Source organism: Pseudomonas mucoides (assembly GCF_015461845.1).
Taxonomy (GTDB): domain Bacteria; phylum Pseudomonadota; class Gammaproteobacteria; order Pseudomonadales; family Pseudomonadaceae; genus Aquipseudomonas; species Aquipseudomonas mucoides.
The window spans coordinates 85,946-104,162 of record NZ_JACOPW010000007.1 but is presented as its reverse complement, the minus strand read 5'-3'; the positions used below and the strand labels follow the sequence as shown (position 1 = coordinate 104,162).

The following is an 18,217-nucleotide window of genomic DNA, read 5'->3' as shown; positions in this document are numbered from 1 at the left end:
TCGCACAGTTACAACTTCTATACAGATAGCGACAGGTGACCGCTTCGCGGTCAATCGCGGGCAAGCCACGCTCCCACAGGGGAATGCATTTCAAGGTGGGAGCGAGCTTGCTCGCGATAGCGGCCTTATAGCCGCCGCAGATCTTTCTGCCATGTGGCCGTTTGCCGCACTTTTGCCTGTCAGCCCCCGTGCTTGGTTATACTCCGTGCGATCCGCCTGGAGCGCTCATCAGGAGAGCTCATGCTCGCCCCCGTTCAAATCACTTCTGCCACTCGCCAGAACCTCTGGCGGTTGACGTTCATCCGCACGTTAGTGCTCGCCGCTCAGGCCGGTTCCGTCGGGTTGGCCTATTGGCTCGACCTGCTGCCGCTGCCGTGGGTGCAACTGGCCATGACCCTCGGTTGCTCGACGCTGTTGTGCGCATTTACCGCGGTTCGGCTGCGCACGACGTGGCCGGTCACCGAGCTGGAATATGCGCTGCAACTGGCCTGCGACCTGTTTATCCACAGTGCCCTGCTGTATTTCTCCGGTGGCTCGACCAACCCGTTCGTCTCGTATTACCTGGTGCCGCTGACCATCGCCGCGGTGACGTTGCCATGGCGCTATTCGGTGATTCTGTCGGGTATCGCGTTGACGATGTACACCTTGCTGCTCGCGCGGTTCTATCCGCTGCAAACCTTCCCGATTGCCCGGGAGAACCTGCAGGTCTATGGGATGTGGCTGAGTTTCGCACTGGCGGCGGCGGTCATTACGTTTTTCGCCGCGCGCATGGCCGAAGAGCTGCGCCGTCAGGAAGAGCTGCGGGCGATTCGGCGTGAAGAAGGTCTGCGTGACCAGCAATTGCTGGCGGTAGCGACGCAAGCCGCCGGCGCGGCGCATGAATTGGGCACGCCGCTGGCGACCATGAGCGTGTTGCTCAAGGAAATGCGCCAGGACCACCACGACCCGTTGTTGCAGGACGATTTGAGTGTGCTGCAGGATCAGGTCAAGCTGTGCAAAGAGACCTTGCAGCAACTGGTGCGCGCCGCCGAGGCCAATCGCCGTTTGGCGGTGGAAATGCAGGACGTCACCGACTGGCTCGACGAAGCGCTGAACCGCTGGCACCTGATGCGCCCGGAAGCCAGTTACCGCTTCCAGCGCCTGGGCCAAGGCACTGTGCCGCGCATGGCACCGCCACCGGACCTGACCCAGGCGCTGCTGAATTTGCTGAACAACGCTGCTGATGCGTGCCCTGAAGGGCTGCAGGTGACGCTGGACTGGAACGCCGAAGACCTGACCATCAGCATCCGCGATCACGGTGCCGGTGTGCCGCTGGCCATCGCCGAACAGATCGGCAAACCGTTTTTTACCACCAAGGGCAAAGGTTTCGGCCTGGGCCTGTTTTTGAGCAAGGCCAGCGTGACACGCGCCGGCGGCTCAGTGAAACTCTACAGTCATGAGGAAGGCGGCACGCTCACCGAGCTGCGCCTGCCCCGTGTCGCCCGAGGAGACGAACATGAGTGACGATATCCAGGTTGAAGGCGAAGAACTGCCGCATTTGCTGTTGGTCGACGACGATGCAACCTTTACCCGCGTGATGGCCCGCGCCATGGCCCGCCGTGGTTTTCGCGTGAGCACCGCCGGCTCTGCCGAAGAAGGCCTGACCATCGCCCAGGCCGACCTGCCGGATTACGCCGCGCTGGACCTGAAAATGGACGGCGACTCGGGCCTGGTCTTGCTGCCCAAGCTGCTGGAACTGGACCCGGAAATGCGCGTGGTGATCCTCACCGGTTATTCGAGCATCGCCACCGCCGTCGAGGCGATCAAGCGCGGTGCCTGCAATTACCTGTGCAAACCGGCCGACGCCGACGACGTGCTGGCAGCCTTGCTGTCCGAGCACGCCGACCTCGACACCCTGGTGCCGGAAAACCCGATGTCGGTGGACCGTTTGCAGTGGGAGCACATCCAGCGCGTGCTGACCGAGCACGAAGGCAACATCTCGGCCACGGCCCGCGCCCTGGGCATGCACCGCCGTACCCTGCAGCGCAAACTGCAGAAACGTCCGGTGCGCCGCTGAACGGGCGCTGAACGATCATCGCCACCCCTCGCGATAACTCGAGCCGATCAACTATGATCGGTTCGTGTGTGTACTTTTCTTTATCGAGCCTTATCCATGAATCAGAACGCTGAATATTCCGCGGTCAACGATGCCGTGCGCGGGCAGTTTTTCCGCAAGGTCTGGGCGATCATCACGCCCTATTGGCAAAGTGAAGAGAAGGGCAAGGCCTGGACGCTGCTGATCGCGGTGATTGCCCTGTCGTTGATCAGCGTGGGGATCTCGGTGTGGTTCAACACCTGGTACAAGGATTTTTACAACGCCTTGCAGAAGAAGGATGAAGCGGCGTTCTGGCAGCTGATTCTGTATTTCTGCGCGATTGCCGCCGTGGCGATTGTCGGGGCGGTGTACCGGCTCTACCTGACGCAGATGCTGACGATCCGGTGGCGAGCCTGGCTGACGGAGAAACACTTTGCCCGCTGGCTCGGCAACAAAAACTACTACCAGCTGGAGCAGGGCGGTTACACCGATAACCCGGACCAGCGGATTTCCGAAGACCTCAACAACTTTACGGCCAACACCCTGAGCCTGGGCATCGGGCTGATCCGCAACGTCGTCAGCCTGGTGTCGTTCTCGATCATTTTGTGGGGCGTTTCGGGCAGCATTGAAGTGTTCGGTTTTACCATTCCCGGCTACATGTTCTGGTGTGTGCTGGTCTACGCCGTGGTCGGTAGCTGGCTGACGCATTTGATCGGTCGTCGCTTGATCGGCCTGAACAACCAACAACAACGCTTCGAAGCCGACCTGCGTTTCTCCATGGTCCGGGTTCGTGAGAATGCCGAAAGTATCGCGTTGTACAACGGCGAGCCGAATGAAAATCGTCGCTTGAGCAGCCGTTTCGGAATGGTCTGGCACAACTTCTGGGACATCATGAAAGTGTCCAAGCGCCTGACATTCTTCACCGCCGGTTACAGTCAGGCCGCGATCATTTTCCCGTTCATGGTCGCTGCGCCGCGTTACTTCGCCGGCAAGATCGAACTCGGTGAACTGATGCAAATCAGCTCGGCGTTCGGCAACGTGCAAGAGAGTTTCAGCTGGTTTATCAGCGCGTATCAGGACCTCGCCTCATGGCGTGCCACCTGTGATCGTCTGCTGAGTTTCCGTCAGGCCATGACCGACAACGAAGAGCGCCAACCGGCCATCGACGTACAGAATCAGGGCGATGAACTGAAGATCCACAACCTCGGCCTCGATCTGGCGGACGGTCGTCACCTGCTGACCAACGCCGACCTGACGGTGGAAGAGGGCGATCGCGTGATGCTCAGCGGCCGTTCCGGCAGCGGCAAGTCGACCTTGTTGCGCGCGATGGGGCATCTGTGGCCAGCCGGCCACGGCAGTATCCGTCTGCCGTCGGCGCGCTACCTGTTCCTGCCGCAAAAGCCGTACTTGCCGATTGGCACCTTGCGTGAGGCGCTGAGTTATCCACAGGCGGGTGATATCTATCCGCAGGAACGCTACGTCCATGTGCTGGAAACCTGCCGTTTGCCGCATCTTGTTGCACGTCTGGATGAGGCGAACCACTGGCAGCGCATGCTCTCGCCGGGTGAACAGCAACGTTTGGCGTTTGCCCGAGCGCTGCTGTATGCACCGCAATGGCTGTACATGGACGAAGCCACTTCGGCGATGGATGAAGAGGATGAAGGGTCGCTGTATCAAGCGTTGATCGACGAGTTGCCGGGGTTGAGCATCATCAGCGTCGGGCACCGCAGCAGCCTGAAGCGTTTCCACCCACGGCATGTTCGAATCGAGAACGGCCATTTGGTGGACCAGACCGTGACCGCATAAACACCACTATCCCTGTGGGAGCGAGCTTGCTCGCTCCCACAGGGATAGTGGATGCTGACGGTGATCGTACAACCGCGTTGAGCTATGATGCGGTTTCAGCCGAATTTTCGAGACAGATGTTCACCATGGAAAACCCGATCGACGCACCACGCCTCCCTCGCAAGCGCCGCAGCCTCGCACAGGAATTGGTGACGGTGCTGTCCGAGCAGATCCGCGACGGTCACCTCAAGCGCGGCGACAAATTGCCCACCGAGTCGGCGATCATGGATGCTCATGGCGTCAGCCGCACGGTGGTGCGCGAGGCGATTTCCCGTTTGCAGGCGGCCGGGCAGGTTGAAACCCGCCATGGCATCGGCACCTTCGTGCTCGATACCCCGAGCCCGAGCGGCTTTCGCATCGATCCGGCAACGGTGGTCACTCTGCGTGACGTGTTGGCGATTCTGGAGTTGCGCATCAGCCTCGAAGTGGAGTCCGCCGGCCTCGCCGCGCAACGCCGCAGCGACGAGCAACTAGGTTTGATGAGAGCTGCGCTGGACGCCCTCAACGAAAGCGCTTCGCATGCCAGCGATGCGGTCGCCTCGGACTTCCAGTTCCACCTGCAAATCGCGCTGGCGACCGGTAACCGCTACTTCACCGACATCATGACCCACCTCGGCACCAGCATCATTCCGCGCACCCGCCTGAACTCCGCGCGCCTGGCCCATGACGACCAGCAGCACTACATGAATCGCCTGAGCCGTGAACACGAAGAGATTTACGACGCCATCGCCCGTCAGGATTCCGATGCGGCGCGGGCCGCAATGCGTTTGCACCTGACGAATAGCCGCGAGCGGTTGCGTCATGCGCATGAAGAGGCTGAGGCGCAGCGGGGTTAATTTTCCGGTCGCAATTTTCTGCTGTCTGCTGGAATGCCATCGCGAGCAAGCCCGGCTCCCACAGTGTCTTGTGAAAACCTGTGGGAGCCGAGCTTGCTCGCGATAGGGCCTTCAGCCCTGATGAAAAAGTTAGCTGATACGCAGGATCGAACGATCCACCCTCACCGCCAATCCAGCCACCCCAGGCTTGGCATCAAACACCACATCCCCCCGTTCATTCACCACCGCCCGCGCAATCACCACGCCCTTGGACAACAACTCCAACGGCGCCCCGTTCATAGATTGGCCCGAAGCCAGTTCCAGTTTCACTTTGATCGTCATCATGGATCTCCTTATCAGGCAACGTTGCCGGTGGGTGTGTAGTCCTTGAGCAGCAAATAAGTGCTCCAGCCCCACCAGTCGTCGATGGTGGCGGTGTCGTTCAGGTTGTTGACGTCCTTGCGCCGCAGCACCTTGCTGCCCTCGACCCTGAACAGCGGCGAGAAATTGCCGGCCGGGTTCAGCGCGGCTTGCAAGTCCGGCAGCTTTTTCAAGGCGCTGAAGTTGCTGGGCGATGGAGCGACACCGCTGAGGTACGCCGTGAAGATCTCATCCGCAGACAGCTGAACCGCTTGATTGACCTGCACGCGATTGGCGCTGTCGATCGCGTCGAAATAGCGTTTGTCGCCATACGCGCGCCATTGATCGGCGTTGCCATTACGCACATTGAGGCCGAACTTGCTGTCTTCGTCGTGCATGAAACGGGTGATCAACGAGCCCAGGTCGCTGGGTGTGACCACCGCCGCCAGTTGCTTGCGCGGTACACGCAGGTGGCCCGCGGAAAACAGGTCAGTCAGGTAATGATCGGCAAACGCATTCATCGCGTAGGCGATTTCCAGCAGTTTTTCATCACCACTGTTTTTCGCCAGCACGGCTTGCTGCACGGCCGTAGTGTGGCCGGCGATATAGGCTGCCAGTGCCCCTTCGGCAAAGTGGTCAGTATTGTTGGCGGCGAGTTTCAGATAACGCCCCAACGGGAATAGCGCCGAGACGAAACTGCCGCCGCCGGTGATCTTGTTCCACTCCTCCGACAACGTATCTCCGAGGGCGTCATAGACCTCGTGAGGCTGTTTGCCGTCCTGGATCGCCTGCTTCACGGCGGCGATTTCCTTTTGCATGACCCCGAGGATCAGCTTGGCCTCGGCATTCGCGGCCGGCAGCACCGCCAGCGAGTTGAATGCGTTGGAGAAGCGCTGGACTCGGTCCGGAGCGGTGGCGCCTTCGCTGATCGGTTGCTCGGGAATTCCGTAGAAATCACCGCCCAGCGCAACAACCTGGCCATAGGTCAGCGCCAGCCCGTTGGGCAAATGCAGTTCGACCTGTGAGGCCGGGATCGCGGGGGCATCCTTGATGAAACGCAGCAGGGTGCCATCCCCGATAGCCGTGTGTTCACCCCCCTCGAACCTCAGTGGCGGCTTGCCATTCAAGGCTTTGCCGGAAGGGGAGGTGGACGGTTGAGGAGCGTGGTTGTGAGGTGTGCCCAAGTGCAGCACCAGCAATTCATGGCCACTGATGGCAATGCCGTGCTCATTGAAAAGATCATCCAGAACGGTAATGACCTGCTTGGGTTTTTCCTGGGATTGAGTGTGTAGACCTGACATTTCTAGCTCCTTGATATGTCGTAGGCAGATTTCAAATTAACTGTATGCATATACAGTTAATTCGATCTTAGCCCAGAAATTTCCTACGTCAAGGACAGAACCTCTCCTACATAAAAATGCAGACGGCGATGAAATGCAGTTGACGGTTATTATTTAAGTTGTACGATGACCTACAACTCGGCGAAAGCTGAACGGTTTCCTCACACACATACGTTGCTACTCAGGGTGTTCGAATAATGAATCCACAAGAACTGAAGTCCATCCTCTCTTCCGGCCTGTTGTCTTTCCCGGTCACCGATTTCAATGCTCAGGGCGATTTCCATCGCGCGGGCTACATCAAGCGTCTCGAATGGCTGGCCCCATACGGCGCCACGGCGTTGTTCGCCGCGGGCGGCACCGGTGAGTTCTTCTCTCTGGCGGCCAGCGAATATTCGGAAATCATCAAGACTGCCGTCGACACCTGCGAAACCAGCGTGCCGATCCTGGCCGGCGTGGGCGGTTCGACCCGTCAAGCCATCGAGTACGCACAGGAAGCCGAGCGCCTGGGCGCCAAAGGCCTGTTGCTGCTGCCGCACTACCTGACCGAAGCCAGCCAGGACGGCGTTGCCGCCCACGTTGAAGCCGTGTGCAAATCGGTGAAAATCGGCGTGGTGGTTTACAACCGTAACGTCTGCCGCCTGACCGCTCCTTTGCTGGAACGTCTGGCCGAGCGCTGCCCGAACCTGATCGGCTACAAAGATGGCCTGGGCGATATCGAACTGATGGTGTCGATCCGTCGTCGCCTCGGCGATCGCTTCAGCTACCTGGGCGGTTTGCCGACCGCTGAAGTCTACGCCGCTGCTTACAAAGCCCTGGGCGTGCCGGTTTACTCCTCGGCGGTGTTCAACTTCATCCCGAAAACCGCGATGGATTTTTACCACGCCATCGCTCGCGAAGATCACGCCACCGTTGGCAAGATCATCGACGACTTCTTCCTCCCCTACCTGGACATCCGTAACCGCAAAGCCGGCTACGCGGTGAGCATCGTCAAGGCCGGGGCAAAAATTGCCGGTTACGACGCAGGTCCTGTGCGTGCACCGCTGACCGATCTGACGGCCGAAGAGTACGAAATGCTCGCCGCGCTGATCGACAAGCAAGGTGCGCAGTAACACATCCGATTTAACAGGGCCGCTGAGTGATCAGCGGCCTTTTGCGTGAGGAGAATTGTTGTGGCAGATGCAAAGCGTTTTGATAACTACATCAACGGTGCATGGGTGGCGGGCAGTGATTACTGCGCCAACATCAACCCGTCCGAACTGACCGACACCATCGGTCACTACGCCAAAGCCGATCTGGCTCAAGTCCACGCCGCCATCGACGCCGCTCGCGCCGCGTTCCCGGCCTGGTCGACGTCGGGCATTCAGGCACGTCACGACTCGCTGGATAAAGTCGGTACTGAAATCCTCGCCCGTCGCGAAGAACTCGGTACCTTGCTGGCCCGTGAAGAAGGCAAGACCCTGCCTGAAGCCATCGGCGAAGTGACTCGCGCCGGTAACATCTTCAAGTTCTTCGCTGGTGAAACCCTGCGTCTGTCCGGCGACTATTTGCCGTCGGTACGCCCGGGTGTGAACGTTGAAGTGACTCGCGAAGCATTGGGCGTGGTTGGCCTGATCACCCCGTGGAACTTCCCGATCGCCATCCCCGCGTGGAAAATCGCCCCGGCCCTGGCGTACGGTAACTGCGTCGTGCTGAAACCAGCGGATCTGGTACCCGGTTGCGCCTGGGCCCTGGCCGAAATCATCTCCCGCGCAGGCTTCCCGGCTGGCGTGTTCAACCTGGTGATGGGCAGCGGTCGGGTGGTCGGCGATGCGCTGGTGCAGAGCCCGAAAGTCGACGGCATCAGCTTCACCGGTTCCGTCGGTGTCGGTCGTCAGATCGCGGTCAGCTGTGTATCGCGTCAAGCCAAGGTTCAGCTGGAAATGGGCGGCAAGAACCCGCAGATCATTCTCGACGACGCTGACCTCAAGCAAGCGGTCGAGCTGTCGGTGCAGAGCGCGTTCTACTCCACCGGTCAGCGTTGCACTGCTTCCAGCCGTTTCATCGTGACGGCCGGCATCCACGACAAATTCGTCGAAGCCGTGGCCGAACGCATGAAGTCGATCAAGGTCGGCCATGCGCTGAAAACCGGTACTGACATTGGTCCCGTGGTTTCCCAGGCTCAGCTTGAGCAAGACATGAAGTACATCGACATCGGCCAGTCCGAAGGTGCGCGTCTGGTCAGTGGCGGTGGTCTGGTGACCTGCGACACCGAAGGCTATTACCTCGCGCCAACGCTGTTTGCCGACAGCGAAGCCGCGATGCGCATCAGCCGCGAAGAGATCTTCGGTCCGGTGGCCAACGTGGTTCGCGTCGCGGATTACGAAGCGGCACTGGCCATGGCCAACGACACCGAGTTCGGTCTGTCGGCGGGTATCGCGACCACCTCGTTGAAGTACGCCAACCACTTCAAGCGCCATTCCCAGGCCGGGATGGTGATGGTCAACCTGCCGACCGCAGGCGTGGATTACCACGTTCCATTCGGCGGGCGTAAAGGTTCATCCTATGGATCCCGCGAGCAAGGTCGCTATGCGCAAGAGTTCTACACCGTGGTGAAGACCTCTTACATCGGCTCCTGACAGGAAACGCCGCGGTATCGGCATCGATGCCGCAACCCCTGTAAATAGTTCCACCCGCGCATAAAAATAATCAGTGGGAGTACATCTACATGCAAGCGACCAAGCCGACCCATGTCCGCTATTTGATCCTGCTCATGCTTTTCCTGGTGACCACGATCAACTACGCCGACCGGGCTACCATCGCCATTGCGGGCTCGAGCCTGCAAAAAGACCTCGGCATCGACGCGGTCACTCTCGGTTATATCTTCTCTGCATTCGGTTGGGCCTACGTGGCCGGGCAAATTCCCGGTGGCTGGCTGCTGGACCGTTTCGGCTCGAAAAAAGTCTACGCACTGAGCATCTTCACCTGGTCGCTGTTCACCGTGCTCCAGGGCTACGTCGGTGAGTTCGGCATGTCCACGGCGATCGTTGCGCTGTTCATGCTGCGCTTCCTCGTCGGCCTGGCCGAAGCGCCATCCTTCCCTGGTAACGCACGCATCGTTGCGGCCTGGTTCCCGACCGCTGAACGCGGTACTGCGTCTGCGATCTTCAACTCGGCGCAATACTTCGCCACCGTTCTGTTTGCACCGCTGATGGGCTGGATCGTCTACACGTTCGGCTGGCAGCATGTGTTTGTGGTGATGGGCAGCATCGGCATCGTGTTCTCGCTGATCTGGCTGAAAGTTATCCACAGTCCGCGTCAGCACCCGATGATCAACGAGGCCGAGTTCAAGCACATCGCCGAGAACGGCGGCATGGTCGACATGGACCAGGACAAAGGCAAAGGGCAAGCCGCCGGCAAACCGGCTGAAGGCCCGAAATGGGACTACGTGCGTCAGCTGCTGACCAATCGCATGATGCTCGGCGTCTACCTGAGCCAGTATTGCATCAACGCCATCACCTACTTCTTCCTGACCTGGTTCCCGGTGTATCTGGTGCAAGAACGCGGCATGACCATCCTCAAGGCCGGTTTCATTGCCTCGTTGCCGGCGATCTGCGGTTTTATCGGTGGTGTGTTGGGCGGTGTGATTTCCGACTACCTGCTGCGCAAGGGCCACTCCCTGACCTTCGCCCGCAAGGCGCCGATCATCGCGGGCCTGCTGGTGTCCAGCAGCATCGTGGCTTGCAACTACGTCGACATCGAATGGATGGTCGTGGGCTTCATGGCCCTGGCCTTCTTCGGCAAAGGAGTGGGCGCGTTGGGCTGGGCCGTGGTGTCCGATACCTCGCCAAAACAGATCGCCGGTTTGAGTGGCGGCCTGTTCAACATGTTCGGCAACATCGCGTCGATCACCACGCCAATCGTGATCGGCTACATCATCAGCTCCACCGGCTCGTTCAAATGGGCGCTGGTGTTTGTCGGTTGCAACGCACTGGTGGCGGTGTTCAGCTACCTGGTGATCGTTGGTCCGATCAAACGCGTGGTACTCAAGGAGCCGCCAGTCAGCGGTCCTGAAAAAAACAACAAATTGTCACAAGCGCATTCCTGAGGAGCGGCGTCATGCAGTTGATTGAACATTCCGACTCGCCGCGCTACATCCGCCTGCACGAGCGGGACAACGTAGTGATCGTGGTCAATGACCAGGGCGTGCCGGCCGGCACCGAGTTTCCCGATGGCCTGGTGACCGTGGACTTCGTGCCACAAAGCCACAAAGTCACGCTGGAAGACATTCCCGAAGGCGGGCAGGTGATTCGTTACGGCCAGACTATTGGCTACGCGTTGCAGCCGATTCCGCGCGGCAGCTGGGTCAAGGAAGATCAACTGCGCATGCCCACCGCGCCGCCGCTGGACAGCTTGCCGCTGTCCACCGAAGTGCCGGCGGCGCAAGCCCCGCTCGACGGCTATACGTTCGAGGGTTATCGCAACGCCGACGGCACTGTCGGCACACGCAATATCCTGGGGATTACCACGACCGTTCAGTGCGTCACCGGTGTGCTGGATCATGCGGTCAAGCGCATCAAGGACGAGTTGCTGCCCAAGTACCCGAACGTCGACGACGTGGTCGCGCTGACCCACAGCTACGGCTGTGGTGTGGCGATTACGGCGGCCGATGCGTACATCCCGATTCGTACTGTGCGCAACCTGGCGCGTAACCCGAACCTGGGTGGCGAAGCGTTGGTGATCAGCCTGGGTTGCGAGAAATTGCAGGCCGGGCAGGTGATGCACGAGAACGACAGCTCGGTGGATCTGAGCGAGCCGTGGTTGTACCGCCTGCAGGATTCGAGTCACGGTTTCACCGAGATGATCGAGCAGATCATGGCGCTGGCCGAAACCCGTTTAAAGAAGCTCGATCAGCGCCGCCGGGAAACCGTGCCGGCGTCCGAGCTGATTCTGGGCATGCAGTGCGGCGGCAGTGATGCGTTCTCCGGCATCACCGCTAACCCGGCGCTGGGTTATGCCTCGGACTTGTTGCTGCGTGCCGGTGCGACGGTGATGTTTTCCGAAGTGACTGAAGTGCGCGACGCGATCTACTTGCTGACCTCGCGAGCGGAAACTCAAGAAGTCGCTCAGGAACTGGTGCGGGAAATGGACTGGTACGACCGGTATCTGGCCAAGGGCGAAGCGGACCGTAGCGCCAACACCACGCCGGGCAACAAGAAGGGCGGGTTGTCGAACATCGTCGAGAAATCCCTGGGCTCGATCGTCAAGTCCGGCAGCAGCGCGATCAATGGGGTGCTTGGCCCTGGCGAGCGTTTCAAGCGCAAGGGCCTGATCTTCTGCGCAACCCCGGCCAGTGACTTTGTCTGCGGGACGTTGCAGTTGGCGGCGGGGATGAACCTGCACGTGTTCACCACCGGCCGTGGTACGCCGTATGGCTTGGCGATGGCGCCGGTGGTGAAGGTGTCAACCCGTACGGAACTGGCGCAGCGCTGGCCGGATTTGATCGACATCGATGCGGGGCGGATTGCCACCGGGCGGGCGTCGATCGAAGACCTCGGCTGGGAGTTGTTCCACTACTACCTGGACGTGGCCAGTGGCAAGAAGCAGACGTGGGCCGAGCAGCACAAGCTGCATAACGACATCACCCTGTTCAACCCTGCGCCGATCACCTGAGACCGCGTTATCGTTCATCGCGAGCAAGCTCGCTCCCTCCGGGATTTTCGTCGTGCGCAGATTGTGTGTTTTTCGCAGGACAAATGTGGGAGCGAGCTTGCTCGCGATTGCGGTCTAACAGACGCCGAAGGGCTGAGTGGCTTATTATTAGCCCCCTAACGACGCTCACCCAAGGTTCCCCTCGGCATGCTGGCAATCTTCCTCGAAACACTGAACATCACCGCGCCGGTGTTTGCCATGCTGTTTCTGGGTGTGCTGCTCAAGCGCATTGGCTGGATCAACGACAATTTCATCCACACCGCGTCGGCCCTGGTGTTCAACGTCACCATGCCGGCGTTGCTGTTTCTGGGCATTCTGCATGCGGACCTGCACGCGGCGCTGCAACCGGCGCTGCTGATCTACTTCTCGATGGCCACGCTGGTGAGTTTCGCCATTGCCTGGGTCTGGGCGATCTGGAAGTGCCCGCGCGAAGACCGGGGGATTTATACCCAAGGCGCGTTTCGCGGCAACAACGGGGTCATCGGCCTGGCGCTGGCGGCGAGCATGTACGGCGCCTACGGGATTTCCCTCGGGGCGATTCTCGCGGCGCTGGTGATCCTGTTCTACAACACGCTGTCGACCATTGTGCTGGCGGTGTACAGCCCGGTGATCAAGTCCGATCCGTGGAGCATCTGCAAAAGCGTGATGGGCAATCCGCTGATCATCAGCGTATTCGCGGCGGCGCCGTTTGCCTATTTCAAGATCGGTTTGCCGGGGTGGCTGGAGACGTCCGGGCAGTACCTGGCGCAGACCACATTGCCGCTGGCGTTGATTTGCATTGGCGGCACGCTGTCGCTGGCGGCGCTGCGCAAGAGCGGCGATATGGCGCTCAGTTCCAGCCTGGTGAAGATGATCGGCCTGCCGGTGCTGGCGACCCTTGGGGCGTGGCTGTGGGGCTTTCGTGGGGCGGAGTTGGGGATTCTGTTTTTGTATTTTGGCAGCCCGACGGCGGCGGCCAGTTTTGTGATGGCCCGTCAGGCTGAGGGGAATCATGAACTGGCGGCGGCGATCATCGTCATCACCACGTTGATGGCGGCGGTGACCACCAACGTCGGGATCTTTTTGTTGCAGTGGGGTGGGTGGATCTAGCCCTGGGATTTTGGGTTGTTTTTCAGGGCCTGCTCCCGATGACGGCTGAACAATCACCACAAATGCCGGATTTTTATTCCGGCTTCTGATAACTCTCAATCACTTCCTGCGCCGCCCGAAATGCATCTATCGCCGCCGGCGCACCGGCATACACCGCGCAATGCAGCAGCGTTTCACGAATCTCTTCCACGGTGCAGCCGTTGTTCAATGCACCGCGCACATGGCCTTTCAATTCCTGCGGGCACTTCAGCGCGGTCAGCGCGGCGAGGGTGATCAGGCTGCGGGTTTTCAGTTCCAGGCCTTCGCGGTTCCACACAGCGCCCCACGCGTGTTCATTGACGAAATCCTGCAACGGCTGGGTGAATTCGGTGGCATTGCCCAGTGCGCGGTCGACGAAAGCGTCGCCCATCACTTGGCGGCGGACTTCAACGCCAGGTTTTTTATTGTCGGTCATGGCACATCCCTCTTGTGGTGTTGGCGACGCCAGGCGAGCAGCGACGTGAACAGCAAAAACGCCACCAGCGCCGGCAGAACGAAAAACAGCATCAGGTGTTCGAGCTTGCCGGCCAGCGGCATGCCGGTGGTGAACGACACCACGTGCAGCCCGTAAGCCAGGTACAAACCCAGGCACAGCAAACCTTCGGCCCGGGTCACCCGGTAGCCGGTGTAGAACAACGGCAGGCACAACACCGCGACGCCGAGCATCACCGGCAAGTCGAAATCCAGGGCGTTGGGTGATACCGACAGCGGTGACGGCGCGATCAACGCTGTCACGCCGAGCACGCCCAACAGGTTGAACAGGTTGCTGCCGATCACGTTACCCACGGCAATGTCGCGCTGACCGCGCAGGGCGGCGATCAGGGAGGTGGCGAGTTCCGGCAGGGAGGTGCTGATGGCGACGATGGTCAGGCCGATGATCCGTTCCGACAATCCAAGGTCGGTTGCCACCACCACGGCGGCGCCCAGCAGCAGATGCCCGGCGTAGACCAGCATCGCCAGCCCCGCCACGATCATCAGCAGGCTGCTGAACCAGGGCGCGGCCTGACTTAGGGGATCGCTCGATGGCGGGCGGGCCGAGTGCCGCGACTGGCGCAACAGCAAGCCCAGGTACAGCGCCAGTGCCGCCAGCAGGATCATGCCATCGGTGCGGGTCAGTTGTTCATTCCAGGCCAGCACGAACACCAGCAGGCTGGCGCCGATCATCAGCGGAATATCCAGGCGCACCAGTTGGCGCGAAACCCGCAGCGGAATGATCAGCGCCGAGAGCCCGAGGGTGACGAGAATGTTGAAGATGCTGCTGCCGATCACGCTGCCGACGGCAATGTCGGCATTGTCCGCCAGGGTGGCTTGCAGGCTGACGGCCATCTGCGGCGCACTGCTGCCGAGGGCGACGATGGTCAGGCCGATGATCAGTGGGCGCACATGCAGTCGCGCTGCCAGGCGCACGGCCGCGCGCACCATCAGCTCCGCGCCGATAATCAGTAGAACCAGGCCACTGAGCAGTTCAATCAGGCTGATCAGGGGTACATCGGCAAGTCCGAAAATGGTCGGTACTCCGTCTGTCAGTCGTCGAGGGCTTGCACGCGAACCTTGGCGGTACCGCTGCTGATCATGCCCAGGCGTTCGGCGGCTGCATGGGACAGATCGATCAGGCGCCCGCGGGTATGCGGCCCACGGTCGTTGATGCGGACCACGCAGGACTTGTCGTTGTTCAGGTTGGTGACCTTCACCCGCGTGCCGAAGGGCAACTGGCGGTGGGCGGCGGTCATGGAATTCTTGTCGAAACGCTCGCCACTGGCGGTGCGTTTACCTTGGTGTTTGGCGCCGTAATAGGACGCCGTACCGGTCTTGTCGTAGCCGTGTGGATCGATGACATCGTTACTGGCGCAACCGGCCAGCAGAGCGAGCAGGGCGCAGGCACCGAGTAGACGCTTCATTTAAAGGTTTCCACAAACAAATGTGGGAGCGGGCTTGCTCGCGATTGCGTCCTGACAGCCAACTCATTGTTGAATGCAAAACCGCAATCGCGAGCAAGCTCGCTCCCACAGGGGGTGGAGCCAGGCTTTGAAACTGGCTCCATGCTCATCAGCCTTCGAGCTTGCTTTTCAGCAGTTCGTTGACCTGTTGCGGGTTGGCCTTGCCTTTGGAGGCTTTCATGGCCTGGCCGACGAAGAAGCCGAACATCTTGCCGCGTTTGGCTTCGTCTGCCGCGCGGTACTGTTCAACCTGTTCGGCATTGGCCGCAAGCATTTCGTCCAGCACCGCCGAGATCGCACCGGTGTCGGTCACTTGTTTGAGGCCGCGCTTGTCGATGATTTCGTCCGCGCTGCCTTCGCCGTTGGCCATCGCTTCAAACACGACCTTGGCGATCTTGCCAGAGATGGTGTTGTCCTTGATGCGCAGCAGCATGCCGCCCAGTTGCTCGGCCGAAACCGGTGAGTCTTCGATGTCCAGGCCTTGCTTGTTGAGCAGGCTGCCCAACTCGACCATTACCCAGTTCGCCGCCAGTTTGGCGTCGCCGCCGATGCTCGCGACTTTCTCGAAGTAATCGGCTTGCTCGCGGCTGGTCGCCAACACGCTGGCGTCATAGACCGACAGACCGAATTGCTCCTGGAAACGCTCGCGTTTTTGCGGTGGCAGTTCTGGCAGGGTCGCGCGCACGTCGTCGAGGAACGAATCTTCGATGACCACGGGCAGCAGGTCCGGATCGGGAAAGTAACGGTAGTCGTTGGCTTCCTCTTTGCTGCGCATCGGACGGGTTTCGTCCTTGTTCGGATCGTACAGACGGGTCTGCTGGATCACTTTGCCGCCGTCTTCGATCAGCTCGATCTGACGCTGTACTTCGCTGTTGATCGCTTTTTCGATGAAGCGGAACGAGTTGACGTTCTTGATCTCGCAGCGAGTGCCGAACTCAACCTGACCTTTCGGACGGATCGACACGTTGCAGTCGCAACGCAGCGAGCCTTCGGCCATGTTGCCGTCGCAGATGCCCAGGTAACGCACCAGCGCGTGGATCGTCTTGACGTAAGCCACGGCTTCCTTGGCGCTGCGCATGTCCGGCTCGGAGACGATTTCCAGCAGCGGCGTGCCGGCACGGTTCAGGTCGATGCCGGTGGCACCGTTGAACTCTTCGTGCAGGCTTTTACCGGCGTCTTCTTCCAGGTGCGCACGGGTCACGCCAACACGTTTGATCGTGCCGTCTTCCAAGGCGATGTCCAGGTGGCCCTTGCCGACGATCGGCAATTCCATCTGGCTGATCTGATAGCCCTTCGGCAAATCCGGGTAGAAATAGTTTTTACGGGCGAACACGTTGTGCTGGCCGATCTCGGCGTCAATCGCCAAACCGAACATCACCGCCATGCGCACCGCTTCCTGGTTCAGCACCGGCAATACGCCGGGCATGCCCAGGTCGATCAGGCTGGCCTGGGTATTCGGCTCGGAACCGAAGGTGGTGGAACTACCGGAAAAGATTTTCGACCGGGTGGTGAGCTGGGTATGAATCTCCAGCCCGATCACGACTTCCCATTGCATGTGTGTCTCCTCAGAAGCCGGTTGGGGTGCGGGTGTGCCAGTCAGTGTTCAACTGATACTGGTGGGCAACGTTCAACAGGCGACCTTCCTGGAAATACGGCGCGAGCAGTTGCACGCCCACCGGCAGGCCATCGACGAAACCGGCCGGCATGGACAAGCCCGGCAGGCCAGCGAGGTTGGCGGTGATGGTGTAGACGTCTTCCAGGTAGGCAGCGACCGGGTCGCTGTTCTTGGCGCCGAGCTTCCAGGCCGGGTTCGGCGTGGTTGGGCCGAGGATGATGTCGACCTCATTGAAGGCAGCCATGAAGTCGTTCTTGATCAAGCGACGAATCTTCTGGGCCTTCAGGTAGTAGGCGTCGTAGTAACCGGCCGACAGCGCGTAGGCACCGACCATGATCCGGCGCTGCACTTCCGGGCCGAAACCTTCGCCACGGGAACGCTTGTACAGATCGATCAGGTCTTTCGGGTTCTCGCAACGATGGCCAAAGCGCACGCCATCGAAACGCGACAGGTTGGACGAGGCTTCTGCCGGCGCGATCACGTAGTACGCAGGAATCGCGTGCTGCATGTTCGGCAGGCTGATTTCCTTGATCACGGCGCCGAGCTTTTCCAGCTCCTTGACGCTGGTGTGGATCAGCTCGGCAATGCGCGGGTCGAGACCGGCGCTGAAGTATTCCTTCGGCACACCGATGCGCAGGCCTTGCAGCGAATCGTTGAGGCTGGCGCGGTAATCCGGCACAGGCTCGTCGATGCTGGTGGAGTCCTTTGGATCGAAGCCGGCCATGCCTTGCAACAAAATCGCGCAGTCTTCGGCAGTGCGTGCCATCGGGCCGCCCTGATCGAGGCTGGAGGCGTAGGCAATCATGCCCCAGCGCGAAACACGACCGTACGTCGGTTTCAGGCCGGTGAGGTTGGTCAGGGCCGCTGGCTGACGGATCGAGCCGCCGGTGTCGGTGCCGGTGGCTGCAGGCAGCAGGCGCGCGGCAACCGCGGCGGCCGAACCGCCGGACGAACCGCCAGGCACGTATTCCAGGTTCCATGGGTTTTTCACCGGGCCGTAGTAGCTCGACTCGTTGGCCGACCCCATGGCGAATTCGTCCATGTTGGTCTTGCCCAGGGTCACGGTCCCGGCAGCCGCCAGCTTGGCGACGACGGTGGCGTCGTACGGGGCTTTGAAGTTGTCGAGCATCTTCGAGCCGCAGCTGGTACGGATGCCCTGGGTGCAGAACAGGTCTTTGTGGGCAATCGGCGCGCCGAGCAGGGCGCCGCTCTCACCATTGGCCCGGCGTGCGTCAGCGGCTTTCGCCTGCTGGAGCGCCAGGTCCTCGGTGAGGCTGATGAAACTGTTGAGCTGAGGATCAAGCAGGGCGATACGCGCCAGCAGGGTCTTGGTCAGCTCTTCGGAAGAAAACTTTTTTTCGGCGAGTCCGCGGGCGATCTCGGCCAGAGTCATGTGATGCATTGCAGGCTCTTTC

Annotated in this window: 16 protein-coding genes; 9 read left to right on the top strand and 7 right to left on the bottom strand. The window is 60.4% G+C overall.

Translation table 11 applies throughout. The features are described 5' to 3' along the window. Positions 1-240 precede the first annotated feature (240 nt). The 4 genes from H8F22_RS25390 to H8F22_RS25375 all read left to right on the top strand — a co-directional run bounded on the left by H8F22_RS25390 (position 241) and on the right by H8F22_RS25375 (position 4,755). Positions 241-1,503, top strand: coding sequence for an ATP-binding protein (locus H8F22_RS25390; protein WP_027924502.1), 1,263 nt, complete (start codon positions 241-243; stop codon positions 1,501-1,503). After that, positions 1,496-2,056: a response regulator transcription factor gene (locus tag H8F22_RS25385; protein WP_027924503.1), complete on the top strand. Its 561-nt coding sequence runs from the start codon at positions 1,496-1,498 to the stop codon at positions 2,054-2,056. The genes H8F22_RS25390 and H8F22_RS25385 overlap by 8 nt, the downstream gene beginning before the upstream one ends. Before the next feature lie 96 nt (positions 2,057-2,152). Further along, positions 2,153-3,880, top strand: coding sequence for an ABC transporter ATP-binding protein/permease (locus H8F22_RS25380; RefSeq protein WP_027924504.1), 1,728 nt, complete (start codon positions 2,153-2,155; stop codon positions 3,878-3,880). A gap of 125 nt (positions 3,881-4,005) precedes the next feature. Next, on the top strand, positions 4,006-4,755 hold the full coding sequence (locus tag H8F22_RS25375) for a FadR/GntR family transcriptional regulator (RefSeq protein ID WP_027924505.1): 750 nt from the start codon (positions 4,006-4,008) through the stop codon (positions 4,753-4,755). A gap of 129 nt (positions 4,756-4,884) precedes the next feature. Here H8F22_RS25375 and H8F22_RS25370 read toward each other — a convergent pair whose 3' ends face one another. Further along, a complete protein-coding gene (locus tag H8F22_RS25370) occupies positions 4,885-5,076 on the bottom strand; it encodes a hypothetical protein (RefSeq protein ID WP_027924506.1) in 192 nt (63 codons plus the stop codon). A gap of 14 nt (positions 5,077-5,090) precedes the next feature. Then, positions 5,091-6,395, bottom strand: coding sequence for a phospholipase (locus H8F22_RS25365; protein WP_194940810.1), 1,305 nt, complete (start codon positions 6,393-6,395; stop codon positions 5,091-5,093). 236 nt (positions 6,396-6,631) lie between these two features. Here H8F22_RS25365 and kdgD point away from each other — a divergent pair, with 236 nt between their 5' ends. The 5 genes from kdgD (at position 6,632) to H8F22_RS25340 (ending at position 13,211) form a co-directional block, all read left to right on the top strand. Continuing rightward, complete coding sequence (gene kdgD / locus H8F22_RS25360) at positions 6,632-7,543, top strand: 5-dehydro-4-deoxyglucarate dehydratase (protein WP_027924508.1); 912 nt, start codon at positions 6,632-6,634, stop codon at positions 7,541-7,543. A gap of 60 nt (positions 7,544-7,603) precedes the next feature. Beyond that, the gene (locus tag H8F22_RS25355; protein WP_194940809.1) at positions 7,604-9,049 is read left to right on the top strand and encodes an aldehyde dehydrogenase family protein; all 1,446 of its coding nucleotides are present in this window, start codon (positions 7,604-7,606) and stop codon (positions 9,047-9,049) included. Positions 9,050-9,138: 89 nt separating this feature from the next. After that, the gene (locus H8F22_RS25350) at positions 9,139-10,518 is read left to right on the top strand and encodes an MFS transporter (protein ID WP_027924510.1); all 1,380 of its coding nucleotides are present in this window, start codon (positions 9,139-9,141) and stop codon (positions 10,516-10,518) included. Positions 10,519-10,529: 11 nt separating this feature from the next. Next, the gene (gene garD, locus H8F22_RS25345) at positions 10,530-12,083 is read left to right on the top strand and encodes a galactarate dehydratase (protein WP_027924511.1); all 1,554 of its coding nucleotides are present in this window, start codon (positions 10,530-10,532) and stop codon (positions 12,081-12,083) included. A 186-nt stretch (positions 12,084-12,269) separates the two neighbouring features. After that, positions 12,270-13,211: an AEC family transporter gene (locus H8F22_RS25340; protein ID WP_194940808.1), complete on the top strand. Its 942-nt coding sequence runs from the start codon at positions 12,270-12,272 to the stop codon at positions 13,209-13,211. 73 nt (positions 13,212-13,284) lie between these two features. Here the strand turns inward: H8F22_RS25340 and H8F22_RS25335 are convergent, their stop codons facing one another. The 5 genes from H8F22_RS25335 to gatA form a co-directional block, all read right to left on the bottom strand. Further along, positions 13,285-13,665, bottom strand: a complete 381-nt coding sequence (locus H8F22_RS25335) for a carboxymuconolactone decarboxylase family protein (protein ID WP_027924513.1) — start codon at positions 13,663-13,665, stop codon at positions 13,285-13,287. Further along, complete coding sequence (locus H8F22_RS25330) at positions 13,662-14,723, bottom strand: calcium/sodium antiporter (RefSeq protein ID WP_027924514.1); 1,062 nt, start codon at positions 14,721-14,723, stop codon at positions 13,662-13,664. The genes H8F22_RS25335 and H8F22_RS25330 overlap by 4 nt, the downstream gene beginning before the upstream one ends. Positions 14,724-14,773: 50 nt before the next feature. Further along, positions 14,774-15,148, bottom strand: a complete 375-nt coding sequence (locus H8F22_RS25325; protein WP_027924515.1) for a septal ring lytic transglycosylase RlpA family protein — start codon at positions 15,146-15,148, stop codon at positions 14,774-14,776. 148 nt (positions 15,149-15,296) lie between these two features. Beyond that, positions 15,297-16,742, bottom strand: a complete 1,446-nt coding sequence (gatB, locus tag H8F22_RS25320; protein ID WP_059181616.1) for an Asp-tRNA(Asn)/Glu-tRNA(Gln) amidotransferase subunit GatB — start codon at positions 16,740-16,742, stop codon at positions 15,297-15,299. 10 nt (positions 16,743-16,752) lie between these two features. Further along, positions 16,753-18,204 (bottom strand): Asp-tRNA(Asn)/Glu-tRNA(Gln) amidotransferase subunit GatA, encoded by a 1,452-nt coding sequence (gene gatA / locus H8F22_RS25315; protein WP_027924517.1) that lies wholly within the window; start codon positions 18,202-18,204, stop codon positions 16,753-16,755. Between the last annotated feature and the right edge of the window lie 13 nt (positions 18,205-18,217).